This window comes from Algoriphagus terrigena DSM 22685, assembly GCF_000429445.1.
Lineage (GTDB): Bacteria > Bacteroidota > Bacteroidia > Cytophagales > Cyclobacteriaceae > Algoriphagus > Algoriphagus terrigena.
On record NZ_AUBW01000037.1, the window covers coordinates 1 to 21797 of the forward strand.

The window sequence follows — 21797 nt, forward strand, 5'->3', positions numbered from 1 at the left end:
CTGAACAGTCTTTACTTTTCCGTCGGAGGCTTTGATTCGAGGGAGCCGACACTTGATGTAAGTCCTATATTGCATCGTGTCCAAATGCCTCCAAGAACGCTCCGGCGCATAATCATAAACCTTGCAGAACTCTCCGGATCCAGCGTCTTCCAATTGATCCAACACACAAACAACCTGTATGTAGATCTCCTCCTTTGTTAAATCCGAATCTACAGATTCAACTATCCAACCGTCTTCCAGATCAAGCAGCTTTGTGAAAAAATTCTCTGTGAACATCTTTTTGCCTAAAGATACCATTTCCATTAAATTCGTGGTAGAACCTAATTTTGCAGGAATTTCTATTTCAGTAAGAAGATTCGTAGTAGCTATATTTGTTTCAAGCGTTACAAATCTTTTTGCAATATTTGAATATTTGTGAGCGGTAAACCAACCTGATTGAGCAATTATACGCTCATTATTTAAATTTGGTCTTAGAATTTTTGTAGTTGGATTTTTAAATGGTGATTCATTTTTTGATAAATCTACTAACATTGTTTCATCTGTTGAAAGTATGTATAGGTATGAATTTTCTTTCATTTTGTATTCATCTTGGCAAGCAAACCACAATGCAATTAGTGGGTTGCTTGTCCAATCTAATAAGCGGGTTTTTAATCCGAAATGTTGAGCAAATACAAGCCATTCCCAATCATTTTCAAGTTTTTTATTAATTAAAATACCTGATCTTCTCTTAAGCTCATCGAGCATTTTGACTTCAGTTGCTGTTGTGTCAATATTTGGAGAGTTTCTAGCAATTGAAGGTAATAGTGTGTTGTTACTTGATTGTCCTCGAAATAAATTAATTTCGTATCCAAGCATTTCTATTAGTTCAATATGGTTCATGAAATCTTGAAACGAAGAAATCTTTTGTTTTTTCATTGTGAACGTTAATTTGTTAAATTATTGATCCAGCACTAACCTGTCGGTGTTCTGCTTTCGGGCGGACTTCCGAGCACAAAAGGCCAAGTTTACGCGTCAGCCCGCCTAGCTGCCATGCAAAGTTGACCATTCAGTTTTATCAATTAATTCTTGCCATTTTCCTTTATCAATCCCTATCTCACGCTCAGTTTTCCTTGCCAAACAATACTCTCCAATGGTATTAAATAGGAATAAGCTGTCACTATCAAAAATACCAACCTTCCTAATTTTTAAATTGAAATTTATCAGTTTTTTCGTGTTTAAAGAGCCGTTTATGGTGTTGAGTCCCCAGTTTAAAGTGAATTGACCTGTTAGCCAATCCCCTTGTTCTTTTGGAAAGACTATTTGCATTGGCCATATCGGAAATTTCTTTGTTATTACTTTAATTTTCTTTTTAACAGGGTTGTATTTTTCATTAATTATCTCAATTTCAATGCTTGTTATTTCAGCAGATTCTTGTCCGCCGTACTCATACGCTTCGGTAATCATTTGCATATATTTGGGGTAGTTCTTTCTATGAAATAGCTTCTCTATTGAATCGCCGATAATAACATCAAGAACTGAAATCCAGTCTCCGCTTTCTGGCAATAAGTTTGACTCGTCATATGATATTACAATCATAGGAACCTGAAATTCCGTGCATAAACTGAGTTTTGTTTCCATTTTCAGAATGCGATGAGGGTCGATTTCGGATGTAGATTTTATGTAAAAATGACCTTCCTGTGAAAATCCGCCACTTAGACCATCAAACTCGACAACTAGGATTGGTAATCCGGTTTCTAATTCGCATATAACAAAGTCGAATGAAGTCTTCAATAGGAAGTCTTCAACCTTTTTGCTTTTAGAGAATTTTATAATTTCATCATACCCAACAATATTTTTTACAGGAATCTGTGGAAAGATATCAACATATTTACTCCAATATGTTTTTAATCTCTTGAAGATTGTTTTTTCTGATTTACTGTCAAAAATTGTTTCTTTCATCTAAATTTACATCAGTTTGGTATTCGCTGAACTTTGATAACGTTTGGTGATTTGAAGCGACTGACTTTTGTGGCGTAGGCCCATTTTGTCAATTTAACGGTTGGCGAGGCCGGATACTAGATTAGCAGTAGGACTTCTTTCATGCGAATGTCGTCCGTTAGCGTATTGTGTCATTGATTTTCGTAGTTTTAACTGTGTCGACTTGCGCTTTTGTAGAGTGTTTCAAGCTGTCATAGCTAAAAGTGATTTGTTCAATTCTACTTTCGAGATCTCTTTCGGAATTTCTTAAATCAAAGAGTTCATTGTTCGCACTTGTTCGTTCGTAAAGTTTCCCAAGTGAGAATGCACCAATTATACAGACTATTAGAAAAGAAAAAATGCTAATAAGTTGTCCTGTCGGTAAATTGAATAATGCTGACCACAGTTTTTTAAATGAAACGTTGTCAAGCTGAATTGTTTCCGTCTTTATTCGTTCTAATTCTTGGTCTTTCACTTCTATGCTTTCTAAAAGTCCTTCGGTGGTTGTCAATTGGTTATCATATTTTTTAATAAGTTCATTGTAGCCTGGGACTAATTCATTCCAATCTGTTAGAAGTTCAATATATTTCTGCTCATAGTCTCTTTCCTTGGTGATTTGCTTTTGATCGTCTATTTTGGAATATTGTTGAATGAAGTCAATGTAAGAAGATATTAATTGTCTTGCTGTTTCTTTAGCTTCAGCTAAAACTTTTGATTTTTCAGATGTTACAAATGTCTCGAAATGTATTTGACTTATTTGTAACCATTGCATTGAACCAAGCGGAAATATTTCTCTGAGGTCATTTTCTGTTTTGTCCTTCCAAGCCTTAGGGTTAAAGTTTGAACCGTTTATTTCTCTGAGTCTGTCTTGTAAGATTTTAGTTGCTTGTCCAGCTGGTATTTTTAATTTCATTACTTGTCGTTGGTCAATGGTTTGCTGTGTCGGCAGCTTTGCTGTCAATACCTCGATATTCCCCAGTGCCATTTCCATTGCTGCTAAATCGCGATAGTCCACAGGCCTTCTGAGCGGTGTTTGACTAAATTAATGATTTCGTCGATATTGTCAAGTAGGCCCCTAACATTTGTTTGTCAATGTTAGAATTAATTTGGACAATGATCTTCGACTCTCCAGCTGAACCAAGCAACCTTTGTCGATGTGAAAAAAAATATGCCAAGCAGACTGTGGTAGCCGATGATTATTCTCCTGCCACGCCAATCCGCTTGGCTATCTGAAGATGATTCTATCCCTTTTGCCGGTCTAACCACTTCAAGATTACCTCATTGGTTTCCTCTGGTTTTTCCTGCTGGATCCAATGACCACAGTCCAGACTCACTTCTTCTACATTGGGCACAAATGCGGACAGGCCTTCAAACTTTGGAATCACATCCTGATTTCCATAGATCATCAGCGTAGGCTGTTGGATGATGGGATCTGCATTCGCCAGCAAGTGCCAGTTGCGGTCGAGGTTCCGGTACCAGTTGATGCTCCCGGTAAACCCTGTTGATTCGAAAGCTGAGACGAAGACAGCAAGTTCGGGTTCTCCCATGACAGGCTCGCCCTGTGGTGCCTTGGCGCTGGCGAGATTGATCATCGCCATGCCCGGTTCGGGGATGCTTTGGGGGACGTTCTTCCGGAAAATATTGCGGAGGAACTGTGCAGCATTTTCATCCAGAATCGCATCTGCTACTCCCGGTTGCCGATTGAAGTGGACAAAGTAGTAATCGTCACCCAGTACTTCTTCCATCCACTCGATCCAGGGTCTTTCTCCGCGCACTTGGTAGGGCACGGCCAGGGCAATGATTCGCTTTACGCGGGTTGGGTGCAACAGGGCCAACCACCAGGTCACCATCGCGCCCCAGTCATGGCCGATAAAGGTCGCGTCTTGATATCCGTAATGATCGAGCAAGGCTACCAGATCCCCGGCCAAGTGTTCGATATCATAGGCAGTCACTTCGCTTGGATGAGATGAGTTGCCGTAACCCCGCTGGTTGGGAACGATCACGTGGTAGCCTGCTTCGACAAGAGCAGGCACCTGATGACGCCAGGAAAAGGCATGCTCCGGCCAGCCATGGCACAGTACAATTGGTTTTCCCGCATTTTTCCGGCCTGCTTCGAAGACTTCGAGTTCTACGCCGTTGACTGAGATTAAAGTGGGCTTTGGAAATCGGGTTTCCTCAAGGATTGAGTTCATCACGTTTGTCATTTTTGTGTTTTTTAAAAGTTTGAGACAAACGTATGCCTGACATGAGACAGCCCTATGTCAAGGGTCTGCGGGAATTATTGGTATTTGTCAAAATACTCCTGCAAGGTCAATCGGTGAGGTTCGAAATGTTCTGACAGAACCTCCATTCGGTGTATCCGGTCCGGGCGAAAAAATCGGAATTCCCTGCGCAAACGGCACCACGCAATCAAGTACCAGTTATCGGCGTTGACGATCGCAAATGGCTCGATCTCTCTGTCAGAAGTGATTCCCTCCTTGTTGGTATACCCGATCTTGACCAGCTTGTAATTGGTGAGGGCATCTTGCAGATCAGACAGATTGCTGCTGTTTCTTTCCTGATTAAGCGCCTCGTCGTATTGAGTTCTATCCGCCAATAGATTGGCTTTATCCTGAACCGTATCTCTGAGGATCGACTTGATTTTTTCAATTGCCTCCGCATAATCCTGTACAAAAGAGCCGTCTTTGCTTTTCAATACGAGTTGTTCTGCCAGAATCAAGGCATTGGCCTGCTTTTCGGTAAACATGATCGGCGGAATTCTGTAGCCCTCCATTAGATTGTACCCCTTGCCTTCTTCAGTGAGGATAGGGACACCGGCCTTTTCCAGGGTTTTGATATCCCGGTAGATGGTTCGGGTGCTGACACCAAATTTATCTGCAAGACTTGCAGCAGTCAGCCTTCTTTTGGTCTGCAACTGAGTTAATATGGCAGTCAGTCTGGAAATCCGTTTGACATCGTCTCCTTCCATTCAGGATTTTTGGGTTTGCGGTTCTACGGGAGGTATTTAGAATTGAATTTCATAGATGTAACTAATTCCTGTTAGTGTATCTCTGAAATAGCGTGATCCTAGATCAAGGTCGTCTTTGATTCCATACCTTATTGAGTTGTCCGAAGGTTTAAACCAGTTTGGGGAATCATCCGGTTTCGTCCATTCATCTTTGTCTTCAGGAATAAAGTTTTGCTCTAAAAACTCGTTCCACCAAGCATCAGTTGATTTGAATTTTAAATACATTATATACTCTCTAGTCCAGTGAGCGGATTGCCAATATTTTCCTTCGATTAAAACAATGTCCTCAGGTGGTTTTGTGCCAGCCCAATATTCAAACGTTTGGTGTGCGTCATCTGACTTTATCTCGTAACAACTTGTAAGCGAAAGGCTTATTAGTAAAATGGTCAAAAGTCGCTTCATAGTATTTCTTCTGTTGATTTTAGTCGTGATGGTGCTGCCGTTCCAAATTGCTGGTAACACCTCAATATACCTCAGTAACTAATTCTGTAGCATCGAGATCGCGATTGTCCATAGGCCTCCAGGGAGGTGTTGCGGCTAAATTAATGGTTTCATCGATTTTCGCTCGATGCCGATTTCTTGGCTTTGCAAGCCGGTTGAAAGTCGAGGGCTTGGGCGTTTGTCTTTAAATCTGACAAGTCCGCGGTGCTCTCACTAACCTTCATTTGTTTCAAGTTTCATTCTCAACAACGGATATTCCTTTCCTTGGTCGTCTTTGTCTGTTCGTTCGTACGTTTTGAATCCGAGTTTTCTGTAAAACTTAACAGCATTTGTGTTTTGTTCGTTAACGTCCACTTTGTCGGCTTTTAATTCGGAAAAAGCAAAGTCGGTCAGTTTTCTTCCAAGACCTTTTCCAATATATTCAGGCGAAAAGAAAAGCATCTCTATTTTTCGTTCAGCGAGACCGATAAACCCTGCTACTTCGTCATTTTGTTTTAGACAATAGACTTCAAAATCGTTAAAATTAAATGTATTTACGAGTTTTTTGATTTCTTCAAAGTCAGTCGGATTTAGAAAGTCGTGAGTCGCTAGTACAGATTTTTCCCAAACTTTGAGAATTTGCTCCCTGTCTTTATCTGTATATTTTTCTATTTTGAAACTTTGAGTTGTCATCATTTAACTAGTTTATAAAATGGCTTCTTGCCTGATTACCAGCACCTCGGTAAGCCCCAGAGCCCTATCAGAGATTTCTATAATCTCAGAAGGTTCTATAGGTATTGGTAGTATCGGATTTAAAATTGTATCATTTTCAAAATACTCTAATAATTGCTCTTCAAGTTTATAAACTGTGTCGTTTTCAATGATCATGAAATCTAACATAAATTTTTTCTGCGAATGGCCAGGGAATTCTGCTACTATCCCATAGTCAGGGCTATAGATATAAATCTGATTCCAAGGCCAATCATTATGGAAGATGCTAATCTTGGAAATTTCATTTCTTTACCAGATAAATTAAATGAAGAGTGTCTTCCTATTGAAATCTCAAATCCGCCTATCAGAAACTCTTGTTGATCATTTAAAAGACTGATCTTATTCGATTTAAGCATGGAGTCAATTTCATTCAAAAACTTAAGCGTTGAAGTGTTATAAGGAAATCTCCCTAGGGTATCGACAATCGCAAAATGCTCTTTACGATATTCTATAGTTTTCCATCCAACAATCGTCTGCTTCTTGCTTTTCACACATGAAAAAAGTAGAAGAAGAAATGCAGGAAAAATGAAGTATTTATATTTCATAATGCTTACCAGCAACTCGATAAACCCCATTGATCTATTCTATTGCGTTTACATCGCGATTGTCAACGGGTTTTCTGGGTGGTGTTGCGACTAAATTAATGATTTCGTCGATGGTGTCAAACGGGCTCTTCGGGTTTTGATGGCATCTTTTAGGATTAATTGGGCAGTGGTCGTCGGTCCTAAATGTCAGTGACTTGTGGTTTTTAATTTTTAAAAGTACTCGGTTCAACCACAGGGAATATTATCATGGCATCAAAATTCTTAGCCCAATCGGCCAAGATAGGTTCGTAACCTAAGATTCCTGAGTGAAATGCTGAATCGATTTGAGAAAGTGATAGGTAAGTTGGTTTGTTGTATTTTGAGACGATAGTTTTCTCCATCGAAGGATAAGTATCCAGTTGAAAGTCATAGTTTTTCCCATCTGTAAAGTCGCGAAAAGCCCCTTCATATCCTGTAAAAGCGATATTTAACTGCGAATCTCTAAACTTCTTTTTACTTAGCATGCCAACCGGAATGTAGTCGCTATAAGAGGCGTTAATTTCAGTAAGGTCTTCTGTGTCAGTTAAATGTTTAGGGCTTTCCAAGCCATGAGCGCTTGCTAGCCAAACAATGATTTTTTCATTGTCATTCGCTATGATTTTTAAATTCTCGAACATAATACTGTCTCTAAAATTCTGCTTTGCCCAAAAGTTGACAGAACTGTCAATGTTGTACAATTTCAAATAGTTGAGAATTGAGTTAATACCAGTAATCAGTTTTTTATTGGCGCCGTCTTTTGAAAGTTGTTCTCTAATATTTACTAGAATTTCCAGTTCGTCGTCGGATGCTGTTGATTTTCTTTTTTCAATAGTTGTTCCGCAAATTTGCAGTAGAATTTCTGACAAGATTTTCTTTTCACGATCATCAAGGTCGATAACCTTTTCTAAATCCTGTACAAAGTGAGTTTTCATCAAATGGTGCGGCTGAAAATCCATACCGCGAAATTTCAAGTCTTTCTCTTGAATTATGTAGTCCCACAAATCATCTAATTCCCTGACATTGCCCCAAATATCGAATGTTGCATTCTTAAAATCACTCGCACTGAGATTTCCGCTAGAATTGAGGTCATTTACTTTTTCAGCATCGTAATAGTTACTTTCAAATACTATGTTGTTAAACCCATGTGTTTCATGCAAGTATTTTATCATAGCCACCCTTGCTTCAAATATAGTCCCATCGCCATGACTTGGTTCACCTAAAAACACGATCCGTTTATCTTCAAAAATGTGATCTAACAGATTTAAATTGGTCAGTTCTTCATTTAGTGGGATTACATTGCTCTTCTCTTGTTCCTTACAACCCGGAAGGATCAATAGAAGTAAGACTAGAACCAGTATGCCGTTATTCATCTTCTGATTTTTTGGTATGCCTCATAGTATTTTGTCAATGTGGGCTGTGGCGGTTTTCGAAGTGCAGCCCGATAAACCCAGTCCGCTATTCTATTGCGTCTATATCGTAGTTGTCCATAGGTTTTCTGGGTGCTGCTGCCTAAGTGTAAGTTGTCAGGGAATCTGGTGAGACAAGCTACTCGATTGGCTGCAGGGTCACCTTATTGTTTTTTGTAGATGGACTTGCCTTCTTTGATGGTTTCCATTACAAGTATATCCTTAATGTCATCTTGTGCGACCTTCAGAGGGTTTTTGTCGAGCACTACCAGATCGGCTAGTTTCCCTTTTGTAAGGGTGCCCTTTTTGTCTTCTTCAAAATGCTGGTAAGCCGACCAATCAGTTATAGATTTCATGGCTTCGTAAGGACTGAGTTGCTCCCCATCTCCAATGATGTCACCTGACCGTGAGGTGCGGTTTACGGCTGTCCATACCATTCGCATCAAGTTGGGTAATGCTACCGGCGCATCGGTGTGAATGGTGATGCGCAAGCCTTTATTTAATGCGGTCCTTGTCGGACTTATCTTATTCCCCAGAGAATCTCCGATGATTTGTTTGTGCCAGTCGCCCCAATAGAAAGTATGCAGTGGAAATAATGATGCGATGATATCCAGTTTCTTCAAAGAGTCCAACTGATCTGTTCTGATATACTGTCCGTGAATCAATGTGTTTCGCCTGCCGGTATTACCATATTCTGCAATTGCGGGCTTTATACACCTGATCATTTGATCTATTGCCGCATCGCCATTTCCGTGGGTAATTATTTGCCAGTTGTTTTCGAAGGCCATCTTATAGATCGCTGTCACGTCTGTGTCATTTGCAATAGCGGGATAACCCAGATAGGTTTTCTTTTCCCCGGGTGGAGGCAGTAAATAGGGAACGGTGCGCCATGCTGTTCGGCCTTGTGGCGATCCGTCCAGGGTCAGTTTCAGTCCAGCGATCCTATAGTGGTTGGTATAGTCTTTACTATACCATTTGGTTTTGAGGATTTCCGGACGGCTATAGTCCACATAGGACACCACATCTATCTTGAAGAAGTTATTCTCCGCTAACTTGGCGAGCGATTCATCCATGGCTCTTCCTTCCTGTGCAGTGGTATATCCGTAGCTGATTGCCATGTCCTGTCCCGCTACGGCAAACTTCATTGCGGCTGCGTCAGTCTTGGGAGTAAGGGCTTTTCCGTAGAGTGGTATCGCAGCTAATTCTTCCAGCACGCCATTGGGTTCATCTGATCCCGGCATTCTTCTGATCACACCCCCGTCAGGGTTTTTGGATTTTGCAGTAATGCCCATCATTTGCAGCCCTTTTGAGTTCATCACACAAAAATGCCCGGAGATATGTATGATCATTGTCGGATATTCAGTAGATACCTGGTCCAGTTCCTGTCTGGTGGGATGCCTTTTCTCGTCCAGTACCGATTCGTCGTATCCAGCTCCAAAAATCCATCCGGTAAGCGCAATGTTTTCCGGAGTGGCCCATTCTTTCAGCGTCTTCTGCAATGAAGGGATATCAGAAACACCAGCATCGGGTGGCGGTAAAATCTTGGCGCCAATGGCCTGAAGTGGAAATCCTCCAAAATGCGCATGGCCGTCAATAAATCCCGGAAAGAGTGTTTTGCCCTTCAGGTCATTCATTTCGGTACTGTCCCCTTGCATTTTTTCAGCCTCGACTTTGCTTCCCACGAACATTATTTTCCCATCCTTTACTGCAATTGCTTCAGCATAAGAAGCACTGTCGCCTTCCATAGTGATAATGTCGCCGCCGAAGTAAATGCCATCCGCGTAGGTTGCTGAATCACCTTGTTTGGATGATTGATTGCAACCCACAGAGCCGAGTAAGATTGCCAGAATGGAGATTTTGAGCGTTGCTTTCATATCCGCTTAAAGGTGATAATTTCAATTCAACTTTCAAATGACCGACTTTTAGTGGAGCTTACACCGCTCGGACCTTTGCCTGTTGGAGACGTCGGAGAGCTATGCTCCAGCCAAAAAAAGCCCTTCCAAAACAATTCTGGAAAGGCTGGAAATGCGGTGATTTTTTAGATCGATGCTTATGCTTGGATTTTCTGGTCAGATGAAAGCCGGGTGGGTGTTCGTTTAACTTTACATCTTACAAGTTGGCGGTGCCAGCCTATTGCTGAGCATTTTTAATATAGTTTGGCGACTCGCATTCTTGCCAATATTCTACAATCTTCACCATCGTACTTTTTAATTTATCATAGCTGTGTGGCTTGACAAAGAACCCCTGGATAGACCTTGAATATGCGTCGATCACATGTTTTTGTTCGGCACTTGTAGAGAAGAATAGATAAGGAATAGACTTTAATCTTAGATCTTCATTATTGTGAACTTTTTCTCTCAGCTCCATCCCATTTAACTTGGGCATATTTATATCCGAAAGGACGAGAAAAGGTTCTATCTCTGTGTCAGTCAAATATTCCAAAGCCTTTACACTGTCGCTAAAGAAGATGAGTTTGTTTTTGTAGTTAAGTTCTCCAAAGATTTCAGCCAGGATATCTTGGTCATCGATATCATCCTCAATAATGACGATTGGGCCAGTTTTGTTCATTGTGCGGATTTTAGACCGGAAAGGTACACATTTTCAGATGCGATGTGTTTTTTTTAAAGATCACACAAAATGTACCGATTGCTTGGCACCAGAGGCTGTTTCTTGAGAATTAGTTTCGAAGATTTGCGGGGTTTCAACTTGGCAATTTCCGCCTAAAAAACTAAACCGGCTATCGCGTTCTGGACGTAGCGGCCAGCCTCAAATTCCCACACCGCTTCCGGCGATGACTTTTAATCCGCCGTCAAACATCTTCCAAACCCGGATATAACGGAAATTGCCTTCAAAGTTCTGCTCCAGCATTTTTCCCGTAATCTTTGAAGACAACGTAACGACGACGGTGTCATCAATTTGTTTGATGGAATCTATTGAGGAAGTGATCTCTTGGAGAGTTAAGTTTCCGGATTTATGGGTTTCCAAATCCATCTGCTTGGTAATGACGTCGCCGGAGGGAAGCACAAAAAGTAAGTCATCATGAAGCAATTGATCGAGGATTTCAACGTCACTTTTCTTCATCGCTTCGAGCAGTTTCTGTTCGGTTTCCAGGACTTTTTGCTTGTCAGGTGTTGTGGGATTCATAGGGCGATTTTTTTACGCGGTTTCTAAGAGGTTTGCCGCCAACGTTTTGTACATGGCAATTAGGGCAATAGAAAGCGATACACTTTTGGATTTACAATGAGCCAAAACATTGCGTTTTGTTTTTATCTTACTCATATTAAAGGCCAAATCAACGATTTGAGGTTATATAGCACTGAACTTTCGCAACCCACCCCACGCCCTGTTTATTATATACAGTGTTATCAATTTCTTCTTTTTGTCAAGAGTTAGTCAGCTTGTTTTTATATGTGCCAGAACTTGAAATTTAATTCTATTCTGACTTGTGGTTGAAGCAGACTTTGAAGTTGATGCGCCTGCACTAAAAACTTGCACAACGGAAACTTTTCCGCCCAAGTCATTTTTATTTTCTTCGTTAGATGTGATTGCAATATCAAAATCAATTTTTGTATAGTCGTCTCTTACACCTTCTGAAGAGTTACTTCTTTCTTTAATGTAGGAGCTTCCTTCTAGGATTCCGTCTGTCACCTGTTTGATTGTTTCAGATATAAAGTCTTTTAATTCCATTTTTTTATCCCTTACGGGCGGTGTTGTAACCAAATTAATGATTTCGTCGATCTTGTCAAGGCCGCTCTTGAGATTTTGTTGGAAATGGTCAAAGAGAGGATTGTGCCGTCTTTGTTTCTGGCTGTTGGAAATAGCCGCGTTTTTACTGAGGCGATGAGAAACAGACAAGACTGAACTTAGCCGATTTCAAAGAAATCCTTCGCCGGCTGCATCATCCATTTCCAAACAGGCATAACGGTTAGTCCATCCAGCAAATCCTCCTGATTCCAAGTCAGCAAAAATCCTTTGGATGCCTGAGTATCTTCCATCGCGGCCTTCAGTCCCTTGATTTCCCGTTGGAGATTATCAGAGTTCAGCTCCCAGCATACTTGTACGGCCCCGATGATTTCCTCATTCCACTTGACCACAAAATCGCATTCCGAATCCTTATTTTGGAAATACTGGATTTCCTTAAAAGATCTGCGGAGATGGAGATAAACATAGTTTTCAAGCTTTCTGCCCAAATCCTTGCTGAAGGAAAGTGAATTAGCTGAGGCCAAAGCAGGATCCACGCAGAATGACTTTTTTGGATTGGCCAGTTGCTTTCGGATCGAAGGGGAATACATCGGTATTAAGTCAAACAGGTAGCTTTCTTCCAGATAGTCACAGTAGTCGATCACCGTGCGTACCGATTTGATCTCAAGCAAGCTTCCTATTCGGGAATAGCTGAACGGTTTGCCAACATTGGAACAAAGAAATACCCCCAGCCGAATGAGTGAAGTCTCATTGCTGATATTTCTTCGCACAGCCACATCGCGCGTCAGGATGTCCCGGAAAAGTGTCCTTAGGTAGTCTTGGTCCTGATTTTGCAAAAACTCAGGAAATCCCCCCGTTAGGAAGTAGGTTTCGAAACTTTCCTCCCCGGGAGAAAAGTTTTTGAACAGTAAAAACTCGGTATAGCTGAATGGAAACAATTCGATTTGCTTATATCGTCCCGTCAGGCGAGTGCCCAGTTCACGGCTAAGCATGCTGGCATTTGAACCCGTGATATATAATTTTTTGCCTTTTTCATGGAGTGAACGGGCAAAGATCTCCCATCCGACCACACTTTGGACTTCATCCAAGAGTATGGAGGTTTTACCCAGTTGATCTCTCAGCAGTTCAAGTTTCGGGAAGTCAACTGCTTCAAAATCCACTAATCTTGGATCTTCAAAGTTCAGATAAAGGCCTGGTTCAGACGAAGGAAGGCTTTTGCGTATAAGAATACTTTTCCCACAACGTCTCACCCCACTCACCACCAATATTTGATTGGATTGAATAGGGATACTTTCTTCTCTGGATATTAGCTGTTTTTTGAGAAAGTTCTGGTCTTGCTCCTCTATTATCTGGGCTAGAAGGCCTATTTGTATCATATAAGTACCTATCAATCAATACAAATATAAAAGCTTGTATTGACAATACAAGATATCGTGTATTATGAATACAAGCTTTTTAGACTTTTTGACGGTTTGAACAAATCCTAGCCTGCGCTACTTCCTCTTCAACTTCAGCACCGTGATCTCCGGCCAGATGCCTACCCGGCCGGGGAAGGCCAGAAATCCAAAGCCACGGTTCACATGCAGGTAGCGGCCGAGCTCCTCGTACAGCCCGGCCCACTTCGGGTAGCGGAGGGAGACGGGGCTCCATTTGATCCATCCGGGGATTTCGATCCCAAACTGCATCCCGTGGGTATGGCCGCTGAGTGTCAGATGGATGAATTGGGAGAAGGACTTAACCTCCTCGTCAAAGTGGGAGGGGTCGTGGCTCATCAGGATCTTAAAGCTCTGATCGCTTAGGTTCGCGGCTGCTTTTGGCAAATCGCCATGTTGCGCAAAACCTTTCCCCCAGTTCTCCACGCCAATCAGGTCGATGCTGGCTACGGCCCCTTCGACTCCGCTCAGGGCGGGCTTTTGGAGTTGGACGCTTTCGTTGCGCAGCAGCTTAAATCCGAGTTCTTCCTGGATCTGGAACAAGCGCTGCATGTTTGCCGCCTTGGCTTCCTGGCTCGGCCAAGCGATATAGTCGCCATAGTCATGGTTGCCTAGGATGGAGTATTTGCCCATGGGAGCCTTCAGCTTTTTGAATGTCTCTATCCAGGGCTCCATCTCTCGGGATTGGTTATTGACCAGGTCTCCGGTGAAGAGGATGACATCGGACTCTTGCTGGTTGATCAGGTCTATGCCATATTCCAGCTTCTTCTTGTTGTCAAAGCTTCCGGAGTGGATATCGGAGATCTGGGTGATGGTAAAGCCGTCAAACTCCTCTGGCAGGTCGTCGAATTCCAGCGTGTGGCTAACTACCCGATAGCGGTACTTGCCGATCAATACGCCGTGCAGGATTCCGAGAAAAGGGATGGTGGAGAGGAGCAAGGCCGTCTGGCTTATGAACTTTCTCCGGTCGGGTAAGAAATCGCCCTGCCGGTTTTCACCCAGGGATTGAAAGATCCCGGCAAAAAAGCGGAAGACGTCTTCCCCAAAAAGGAAGGCCAGGATAATCAGCTTGGGAAGGATGGAAAGGACTAAAAGGGACATGAGCCTACCGAAATTTAATCCAATATTCCCCCGGTCGAATGTCAGGAAGACAAAGATGGTAAAGAGGTAAATGGCGATGGAAAATATCCAGAAACTGGCCTTAACCCAGGTTTGGGTGGGGAACAGCGTCTTGAAAGCTTGGTAGGAATACCAGTCAATCAAACCTAAGAAGATCAGGAAGATCAGGATGCGAAAGAGAATTGGAATCACTGGAGGCTTAAGAAAGGAGGAGACTCAAAGGGCGAATGGGTATTTCGGGCTAGAATACCTGAACGGGGACTGCGTGCGCAGGTTGGGAAATCAGCAAAGAGTATGCAGTGGCAGTCGCGGTCGCAGTAGGCAGTGAGGCAGTTTGCAGTAGGCAGAGAAAAGAGTAGGCAGTTGCAGTGCACAGTATGCAGCAGGAGCTAAGACAGGTGCTAGTTTTGGTTGATAGTTTCGGGGCTAATGTAAGGTGGCTACCAGCCTGTCAGTTTATCGATGGAGGAAGGCGGGACTATTTTTCCGATAAATTGAGGATCAAGGTTACGGTTTTCTGGTCGGAGGCTCTTCTTTTTCCAGCGGGGTCACACGGTCGCCTCCCAAGGCTGGTACTTTTCCTACATGGATTTCGTGGCAGACAGCCGGATATCGAGTTGCAACTAATTATCTTAGCTTGAAATCAGATAGCATGGAATCAGAAAGGAGCCAATACGATCCCGTCTTGCTTGGCAAGCTGCTGCTTAACATAGGGATGACCTTGCTCCATTCAGGCGCGCCGACGAGGAGAGTCAGTTTGATCCTGAACAGAGTGTCTGCTGCCTATGGATACCGGATCTATGCGGATCTAAGTACCAGGCACCTTTCGGTGAGCATTCGGGAAAGGGAAGGGGCAAATGTTTTTTCGGGAGGGCGCAGCAAGCCTTCTTTGCCGGGAGTGAATTTCCGGGCTGTCTCCGAAATCAGCAGTCTGAGTTTGGAACTGGAAAATAATCAAAAGCCCCTGCTGGAGGTAAGGGATGAGTTGCTCCAGATTCAAAGCAGAGCTCACTTCCCCAGATGGATGGTATTGTTGGCAGTGAGTCTGGCGGGATCGGCATTTTGCTACACGTTCGGAGGAGGAATCAGGGAGATGGGGATAACCTTTTTAGCTACTTTTTGTGGACTCTTTCTCAAGCAGCAACTGGGAAAACAGGAAATGAATACTTATGTCATTACCTATCTGAGCACCTTGGTGTCGGCTTTGACGATTGTGTTTTGTTGGAAAATAGGGGTGGTGGATCAGCCTGGACAGGCGTTTGCCACGAGTGTTTTGTATTTGGTGCCTGGAGTGCCGCTGATTATCGCATTTGTAGATTTGCTCGACGGGTTTATCCTTAACGGCATCGACCGGGGGGTAAATGCCCTGATCCATGCCTTTGGAATTGCGGCGGGCTTGGCTTCTGTTTTGTACCTTTTTAACGTCCAGTTCTGATGGAGATTTGGGATGTTTTTTTCAAGGGTTTTTGGTGCAGCTTGGCAGCACTCGGGTTTGGAATCCTATTCAACGCACCCAAAAAAAGCCTTTGGATGATCTTGTTGGTTGGGTTTTTAGGCGGCTTAGTCAAATTTGGACTGTTGCTTCCGGAAGTAGGTGCCAGCATCGTCTTTTCCACATTCTTGGCAAGTTTAACTATCGGCTTTACCGGAGTTATCTTGGGTAATTGGAGACGGTTTATCCCCATGATGATCACGATTCCTTCAGTAATCCCGCTGGTACCAGGCGTTTTTGCCTACAAGGCCATGCTGGGGTTGATGGAGCTCAGCCGGACACCCGACGAAGATTACAGTCAGATTGTCAACCAGACGATTTACAACGGAACTATGACGCTGTTTATCCTGCTGGCTATCACGCTCGGAGTGACCATTCCTCTGGTCATCTTCAGGCTCGAATATACCGGCAAAGCCAAATCGGCCCGAAGGGGATGACGGCGGGCTATCTTTCCGATAGATCCAGAATCACGTTGCCGATTTTTTGCCCGGAGGCCACGTAGATAAAAGCTTCCCTGGTTTGATCCAAGGTGTAAGTTCGGTCGATCAAGGGTTTGAATTTTCCCTGAAGGAGTAGATCCTGGATCGTTTTCATACTTCCGAGCAGGTTACTCGGAATCGGGAAGATCACCTTTCTGTCTCCGAAAAACGGGGTGGTCAGCGCCAGCGTCAGGTTTTCCCAGTTGGGACCGAGCTCGGAAGAGATGTAAATTCCACCCGGCTTCAAGATGGGTTTGCAAAGTGAAAACCGGCTTTTTCCCACCGCATCGAAGACAAAGTCATATTCGATTTTTTCCTGGGTAAAATCTTCTTTTTCCAGTGCGATCACCCGGTCGGCTCCCAAGGCCCTCACTTTTTCCACGTGGATCTCATGACATACAGCCGTGACTTGGATGTCGCGGGATTTCAGCAACTGGATAGCGGCCGAGCCGATGGCTCCAGTGCCCCCATTGACTAATACCTGGTCGCCGGGTTTCAGGGTCACTTTGTTCAGGAAATTGATTGCATAGTGGGCGGCCTCGGCGCAGGCTACTATCGTGGCGAAATCGACGCCTTCCGGAATCGGCAAGATGGCTTTTTGGGTGGAAAAGCAGACAAACTCCCCGTGCGTTCCGCAGCCGTTGTCAGCAAATCCCCAGACCCGCTCACCTACGCTAAAGCCGGTCACCCCTTCCCCGACCTTATCCACGACTCCTGCAAAATCCGTCCCCGTGACTGGGACTTTCGGGTTTGGAAACCCGGCAAATGCCCGCATCAGATAGGGCTTCCCTGTCAATACGCCGATGTCAGTGCGATTGACGTTCGTCGCCATGACCCGGACTCTTACTTCATCCGGTTTGGGTTCGGGAGTAGGTATCTCTGCTACTTGAATGGATTCTGGAGGCCCGTAGGCGTATCGAACTGCAGCTTTCATGAGAGGGGGGATCGTTTTTTTAAATGCGTTTCTTTTTTAAAATCACACCCTCAAAAAACAAGTCCAAGTCCGCCGGCAAAGCGGTTGTTATTTGAAAATGGAAAGACAACCGTACGTGAAAAGAGGAATGGTCTAACGGTGCTGATCGATCAGGATGGTGTTGCCGTCCGGATCAAAAAACAGGATGCTTGCCGGTCCGCTGCTGCCGTCGGCAGCTTCCTGGGCAAGAGGAATGCCCTTGGATTTCAAATGAGCCTGGATACTGCGCACATCGTCAAAGGAATCGAGGTTTTTGGCGTTTTGATCCCAACCCGGATTGAAGGTCAGGATGTTTTTCTCAAACATCTCATGAAAAAGCCCGATCAGACTGTCTTCATTTTTCATGATCAGGTAGTTCATCTCGTCGCTTCCCGCGAAAACCGAAAAGCCGAGATGCTCATAAAATTCTTTGGAGACCTGTAGATTTTTGACCGAGAGACTGATGGAAAAAGCGCCGAGTTTCATGGTGTTGGGGAGGATAAGGTTTACTTAAAGCTAGGGAAATAGGGGCACAAATTTGGAAGCTCGGAAGAGCGATTTTGAAACGGAAGTCAGGGTCAGTTTCTCACACTCACTCTGGCAGTAAGGATATACGCTGCCCGGTTCCATTGTCCAAGGCTGTTGTATCGGGAATAGCAGGTGTAGTGCTCGAGCGAAAAAGGCAAAAGAGAGACTCCGAAGGCATTTCCGGGGAGAAATTGGATGTAGTGGAGAGCCGGAATGATCTTCCCGTCGACGAGTGTGGAATCCATGACCACCCGCTCAGGATACTGCTCTTCAAACTGCCGATAGACCTGTTTCAATGCCTCTCGCTCATCTTCCTCCAAGATCCATTCAAAGGCGAGAAAGAAGGGGCCGTCCACCTGGATGTTGTACTGGGAAAGGTCAAAGTCCAACCAGCCTTTTTTGATGTCTGATTCCAGAATGATACTTCGGTCTAAGAATTCGTTTCCAGGCGCACCACTAAGGGAATCCACGTCATAGAGGCGGACGCGGATCTTGAACGGACCAGTTGTATTGTCATTGATCTTGAGTTTTGCGCTTTGCAAAAAGAAGGGATACGCCAAATCCTCACGGTAACTGGGATATTTGTTTTCGATCAGGAGAGCCACCGAAGCCCCCGCTGTCGCCTCGACGGCCGAACTCATATTCAGTCCGCCTTTCTCATATCTGTTTCCGAGTTCCCATACTTTGACCTTCTCTTTTTTCGCGGCGACGGTGATTTCCCGGAGGAGAATTTCTCTTGGCGCCAAAGCAAGAATAAACGGCTTGTCTTCTCCCAAGATTTGTATAGAGACGGATTTGAGATCGTAGCCCAAGGCAGAAAATGTGAGCGAATCCTTCAGATGCTCTTCGGGAATTGCAATGCTGAATGTCCCGTCTTCGTCTGAGATGGTGCCTACCCGGGAGTTGATGATCCCGATGTTTGCGTAGGAAATGCCCGCGTTGCTTTTCGCGTCTACCACGGATCCTCTGATCTGCTTTTGCCCAAACAGAAGTCCGGAACACAAGCTCAGAACGACAGACAGAAAAAATGAGGCACATACACTCTTTCGAAAAAAGCGATGGATGATGCTACGGCCTTTGCCCAAGCGCAACCTGCGATCCTTCATCTTCTGGCTTTCGCAGCTATAAAAGAAAGCGGCAGGCCGATACAAACGATGAGAATCAGCATGCCGATGCCGGCATTGATCCAGTCAAACTCTCCTTTCGGAGTGTTTGAGATCGGAACCACAATCAGGTTCATGACTATCCAAACCGCGATTCCATAGCCAATTCCGGTTACCACTTTTGCTTTCAGCAAAGCAGGAAACAGGGTGGTGATCAGAAAAAAGAATATGGTGAAACTGACGGCAATCGAGTAATGAAACAGCAGTCCATAGACAATCATGCTGTCTCCGGCGGAAAAGGCTTCGGCCCCAAATACACCGCTGGCAATAAACTTGAAAACCAGAGCCGGGCCACTTCCGGTCTTCAAATAATACTGGATGCAGGCGGCCAAGATATCGAGCGTGCCTACGAGGAGAACGGAGCCAAAAACCAGCGCTAAAGGTCTCTTTTGCATCGAATCTTACATTAGTAGCCTTTTACTCCCGCGTCTGCGATGATCCCGTCCTGCGCCGAAGTGACTCCCGACACGCCGATGGCTCCCACGATGATGCCATCCTTGAAGATCGGAAGTCCGCCCTCGATAGCTGTGGCATTGGGAAGTGTGGCGATTCTGGCTCCGCCCTCGGCCTTCATCATGTCTTCGAAAGCTTTGGTGGGCCGCTTGAAATAGACCGCCGTCTTGGCTTTGGCTTGGGCGACGTCGAGCGAGCCGACCTGCACGCCGTCCATGCGCTTGAGGGAAATCAGGTTGCCCCCGTCGTCCAGGATAGCGATCACGACGTTCCAGCCTTCAGCTTTGGCTTTGACTTCGGCTGCAGCGGTGATGCGTTCGGCATCGGCCAGAGTGAGGTAGGGTTTGGTTTGGGCAAAAGAAAATACCGGGATCGCCAGGAGGATGAGGAATAGTAATTTTTTCATTTTGGGATAGATTAATTGAAAACGTATTCTCAAGGTACTCTTTTTTGATAGCGGATCGGAATAGACTATCTTGATTTTCAGAAATTTCAGTGAAACCATTAATTCTCAAAAACCTATCAACAAACGCCCATTAACCTATCAAAACTATGACTACACGACGCGACTCTCTCAAAACCCTTGGACTTGCCACTGGATTGGGGATGATTTCACCCTTCACTATCCTGGCCAGCGGCAACCCTGTCAAGAAAGAAAAACTTGGAATCGCCCTCGTTGGCCTGGGTTATTACAGCACGGATCTGTTGGCACCGGCGCTGCAGCTGACCAAAAACTGCTACCTGGCGGGGATCGTCACCGGGACGCCGGCTAAAGCCGAGACCTGGAAAGCCAAGTTCAACATCCCCGACAAAAACATCTACAACTACGAGAATTTTGACTCCATCAAAGACAATCCGGACATCGATGTGATCTATGTGGTGCTTCCTCCCTCCATGCACCGGGAGTATGTGGAGCGGGCTGCCGCTGCCAAAAAGCAGGTTTGGTGTGAAAAGCCCATGGCGGTGACCGCCGAAGATTGCCAAGCGATGATCGATGCCTGCAAGAAAAATGGCGTCGGCCTCTCCATTGGCTACCGATGCCAGCATGAGCCGAACACGAAGGCCTACCAAGAGATCGTCAAAGCCGAGAAGTTGGGGAAAGTAGTGTCGCTTGACTGCGCCGCCGGATATCGGGAAGGACGAACCGACCACTGGAAGCAAAAGAAAGAGATGGGCGGTGGCGTGATCTATGACATGGGTGTATACGCGATTCAGGGCGCTAGATTGGGTTCGAATATGGAGCCGGTCGCTGTCAAATCTGCCAAAGTCTGGACCGAGCGTCCTGAGATCTACAAGGATGGACTGGGGGAAATCGTAGAAGCTGAGCTGGAGTTTCCGGGTGGAGTGACCGGTAAGATCAAGACCTCATTTGGCGAAAATGTGAACTTTCTCAACATAGTCTGTGAAAAAGGTACGATCGAAATGGAGCCGTTTTCCGCTTATGCAGGTAATAAAGGCAAGAGTCCGCTGGGAGAGATCAATTTTCCTTTCCAGCAACCCATGGAGCAAGTCTATCAGATGGACCAAGATGCAGCGAACATCATGGGCGGTAAGCCGGTGATGGTTCCGGGTGAAGAAGGCCTGAGGGATATCCGTGTCGTCGAAGCGATCTTGAAATCGGCCGAAAGCGGGAAAAGAGTGGTTGTTTGAGTAGCAAGTAGAAAGTAGCTAGTATCAAGTATCAAGAATTTAGATACAAGAGACAAGAATCAAGAGCCAAGAATCAAGCTGGGGAGACTCCCTCTTCATTTGAGGATCCGATCTTGAAAAGCAACCATTTGCAAAGGGGGCGGGGGATTTTGCAAGAAAACCGAGCAAAGTTTGGCCCGCAAAGTCCTTGAAACCGACTTGAGATCCTTTGAGGTTTTTTTAGAACCTCGAAGGATCTTTTTTATTCCGGCATAGTGATCGGAAGACCTGCTTCTGTCCAGGCAGTCAAGCCGCCCTGCAGGTTATAGACTTTGGTGAAGCCCTGGGCGATCAACAAATCCCCGGCTTTCGAGCTTCTGCCACCCACGGCACAGTAGAGGTAGATTTCACGATCCTTTGGGAGTTCGGCGATCTGAGCTTCAAAATCCCCCTGGCGGTAATCCATTGCAAGTGAACCATCAATCTTTCCCTGTGCGATCTCAGCGGCAGTTCTTACATCGATCAGGATTCCCTGGGCACTTTTACCGGCAAAATCAGCCGGAGCCAGATCTATCACTGCCGCTGGGGTCGGGGATTCGATGACAACTGATTCAGGAGCTTTCTCAGTCGAGCATGCGCTCAAAACACAACAAATCAGCAAGGAGTAGAGCAGGAGGGTTTTCATACTTCTGAATGTAGGACAAAGCCGGCAGTTTTCCAGCTA

The 21797-nt window shown here is 44.7% G+C and carries 25 protein-coding genes; 3 read left to right on the plus strand and 22 right to left on the minus strand.

All coding sequences use genetic code 11. From position 1 onward, the window contains the following. From G459_RS29230 to G459_RS0122965, 16 genes are all read right to left on the minus strand, one after another. Positions 1–915, minus strand: a 915-nt coding sequence (locus tag G459_RS29230; RefSeq protein ID WP_051315382.1) for an FRG domain-containing protein, incomplete at its 3' end; no start/stop codon positions are given. Positions 916–1020: 105 nt separating this feature from the next. Continuing rightward, positions 1021–1938, minus strand: a complete 918-nt coding sequence (locus tag G459_RS0122885; RefSeq protein WP_026969692.1) for a DUF2726 domain-containing protein — start codon at positions 1936–1938, stop codon at positions 1021–1023. A 157-nt stretch (positions 1939–2095) separates the two neighbouring features. Then, entirely contained in the window at positions 2096–2971 is an 876-nt protein-coding gene (locus G459_RS0122890) for a hypothetical protein (RefSeq protein ID WP_157373426.1), read from the minus strand. Positions 2972–3197: 226 nt separating this feature from the next. After that, the gene (locus G459_RS0122900; protein WP_035456781.1) at positions 3198–4148 is read right to left on the minus strand and encodes an alpha/beta fold hydrolase; all 951 of its coding nucleotides are present in this window, start codon (positions 4146–4148) and stop codon (positions 3198–3200) included. Between the two features lie 86 nt (positions 4149–4234). After that, positions 4235–4924, minus strand: coding sequence for a helix-turn-helix transcriptional regulator (locus tag G459_RS0122905; protein WP_026969695.1), 690 nt, complete (start codon positions 4922–4924; stop codon positions 4235–4237). A gap of 36 nt (positions 4925–4960) precedes the next feature. Further along, positions 4961–5365 (minus strand): hypothetical protein, encoded by a 405-nt coding sequence (locus tag G459_RS29235; RefSeq protein WP_157373427.1) that lies wholly within the window; start codon positions 5363–5365, stop codon positions 4961–4963. Between the two features lie 252 nt (positions 5366–5617). Further along, a complete protein-coding gene (locus tag G459_RS0122915) occupies positions 5618–6079 on the minus strand; it encodes a GNAT family N-acetyltransferase (protein WP_245588236.1) in 462 nt (153 codons plus the stop codon). 9 nt (positions 6080–6088) lie between these two features. Continuing rightward, complete coding sequence (locus G459_RS0122920; RefSeq protein WP_035456767.1) at positions 6089–6271, minus strand: hypothetical protein; 183 nt, start codon at positions 6269–6271, stop codon at positions 6089–6091. A gap of 47 nt (positions 6272–6318) precedes the next feature. Next, positions 6319–6645 carry a hypothetical protein gene (locus tag G459_RS0122925; RefSeq protein WP_157373428.1) on the minus strand — a complete coding sequence of 109 codons (327 nt, stop codon included), beginning with the start codon at positions 6643–6645 and terminating at the stop codon, positions 6319–6321. A gap of 257 nt (positions 6646–6902) precedes the next feature. Next, positions 6903–8087, minus strand: coding sequence for an erythromycin esterase family protein (locus tag G459_RS0122930; RefSeq protein WP_026969699.1), 1185 nt, complete (start codon positions 8085–8087; stop codon positions 6903–6905). A gap of 200 nt (positions 8088–8287) precedes the next feature. Next, positions 8288–9997: an amidohydrolase gene (locus tag G459_RS0122935; RefSeq protein ID WP_026969700.1), complete on the minus strand. Its 1710-nt coding sequence runs from the start codon at positions 9995–9997 to the stop codon at positions 8288–8290. A 256-nt stretch (positions 9998–10253) separates the two neighbouring features. Further along, entirely contained in the window at positions 10254–10691 is a 438-nt protein-coding gene (locus G459_RS0122945) for a response regulator (RefSeq protein WP_026969701.1), read from the minus strand. A gap of 198 nt (positions 10692–10889) precedes the next feature. Further along, positions 10890–11267, minus strand: coding sequence for a nuclear transport factor 2 family protein (locus G459_RS0122950; protein WP_026969702.1), 378 nt, complete (start codon positions 11265–11267; stop codon positions 10890–10892). 249 nt (positions 11268–11516) lie between these two features. Next, on the minus strand, positions 11517–11810 hold the full coding sequence (locus G459_RS30015) for a hypothetical protein (RefSeq protein WP_157373429.1): 294 nt from the start codon (positions 11808–11810) through the stop codon (positions 11517–11519). A 176-nt stretch (positions 11811–11986) separates the two neighbouring features. Beyond that, positions 11987–13201 (minus strand): ATP-binding protein, encoded by a 1215-nt coding sequence (locus G459_RS0122960; RefSeq protein WP_026969704.1) that lies wholly within the window; start codon positions 13199–13201, stop codon positions 11987–11989. A gap of 117 nt (positions 13202–13318) precedes the next feature. After that, positions 13319–14569, minus strand: a complete 1251-nt coding sequence (locus G459_RS0122965) for a metallophosphoesterase (protein WP_026969705.1) — start codon at positions 14567–14569, stop codon at positions 13319–13321. 460 nt (positions 14570–15029) lie between these two features. On the opposite strand from G459_RS0122965, the gene G459_RS0122975 reads away from it, so the two are divergent. Together G459_RS0122975 and G459_RS28365 are read left to right on the plus strand one after the other, a co-directional pair. Further along, positions 15030–15812 (plus strand): threonine/serine exporter family protein, encoded by a 783-nt coding sequence (locus G459_RS0122975; protein WP_026969707.1) that lies wholly within the window; start codon positions 15030–15032, stop codon positions 15810–15812. Then, the gene (locus tag G459_RS28365) at positions 15812–16306 is read left to right on the plus strand and encodes a threonine/serine exporter family protein (protein ID WP_051315384.1); all 495 of its coding nucleotides are present in this window, start codon (positions 15812–15814) and stop codon (positions 16304–16306) included. The genes G459_RS0122975 and G459_RS28365 overlap by 1 nt, the downstream gene beginning before the upstream one ends. A 7-nt stretch (positions 16307–16313) precedes the next feature. On the opposite strand, the gene G459_RS0122985 is transcribed toward G459_RS28365, so the two are convergent. From G459_RS0122985 to G459_RS0123005, 5 genes are all read right to left on the minus strand, one after another. Next, a complete protein-coding gene (locus G459_RS0122985) occupies positions 16314–17282 on the minus strand; it encodes an NAD(P)-dependent alcohol dehydrogenase (protein ID WP_026969708.1) in 969 nt (322 codons plus the stop codon). Between the two features lie 132 nt (positions 17283–17414). After that, on the minus strand, positions 17415–17786 hold the full coding sequence (locus tag G459_RS0122990; protein WP_026969709.1) for a VOC family protein: 372 nt from the start codon (positions 17784–17786) through the stop codon (positions 17415–17417). A 92-nt stretch (positions 17787–17878) separates the two neighbouring features. Continuing rightward, the gene (locus tag G459_RS0122995) at positions 17879–18934 is read right to left on the minus strand and encodes a carboxypeptidase-like regulatory domain-containing protein (protein ID WP_026969710.1); all 1056 of its coding nucleotides are present in this window, start codon (positions 18932–18934) and stop codon (positions 17879–17881) included. Then, positions 18931–19386, minus strand: coding sequence for a hypothetical protein (locus tag G459_RS0123000; protein ID WP_026969711.1), 456 nt, complete (start codon positions 19384–19386; stop codon positions 18931–18933). The genes G459_RS0122995 and G459_RS0123000 overlap by 4 nt, the downstream gene beginning before the upstream one ends. An 11-nt stretch (positions 19387–19397) precedes the next feature. After that, positions 19398–19850 carry a GlcG/HbpS family heme-binding protein gene (locus G459_RS0123005; RefSeq protein ID WP_051315387.1) on the minus strand — a complete coding sequence of 151 codons (453 nt, stop codon included), beginning with the start codon at positions 19848–19850 and terminating at the stop codon, positions 19398–19400. Positions 19851–19996: 146 nt separating this feature from the next. On the opposite strand from G459_RS0123005, the gene G459_RS0123010 reads away from it, so the two are divergent. Then, positions 19997–21094: a Gfo/Idh/MocA family protein gene (locus G459_RS0123010; RefSeq protein WP_035456773.1), complete on the plus strand. Its 1098-nt coding sequence runs from the start codon at positions 19997–19999 to the stop codon at positions 21092–21094. A 241-nt stretch (positions 21095–21335) separates the two neighbouring features. Here the strand turns inward: G459_RS0123010 and G459_RS0123015 are convergent, their stop codons facing one another. Beyond that, positions 21336–21758, minus strand: a complete 423-nt coding sequence (locus G459_RS0123015) for a rhodanese-like domain-containing protein (RefSeq protein ID WP_035456776.1) — start codon at positions 21756–21758, stop codon at positions 21336–21338. Positions 21759–21797: the final 39 nt, after the last annotated feature.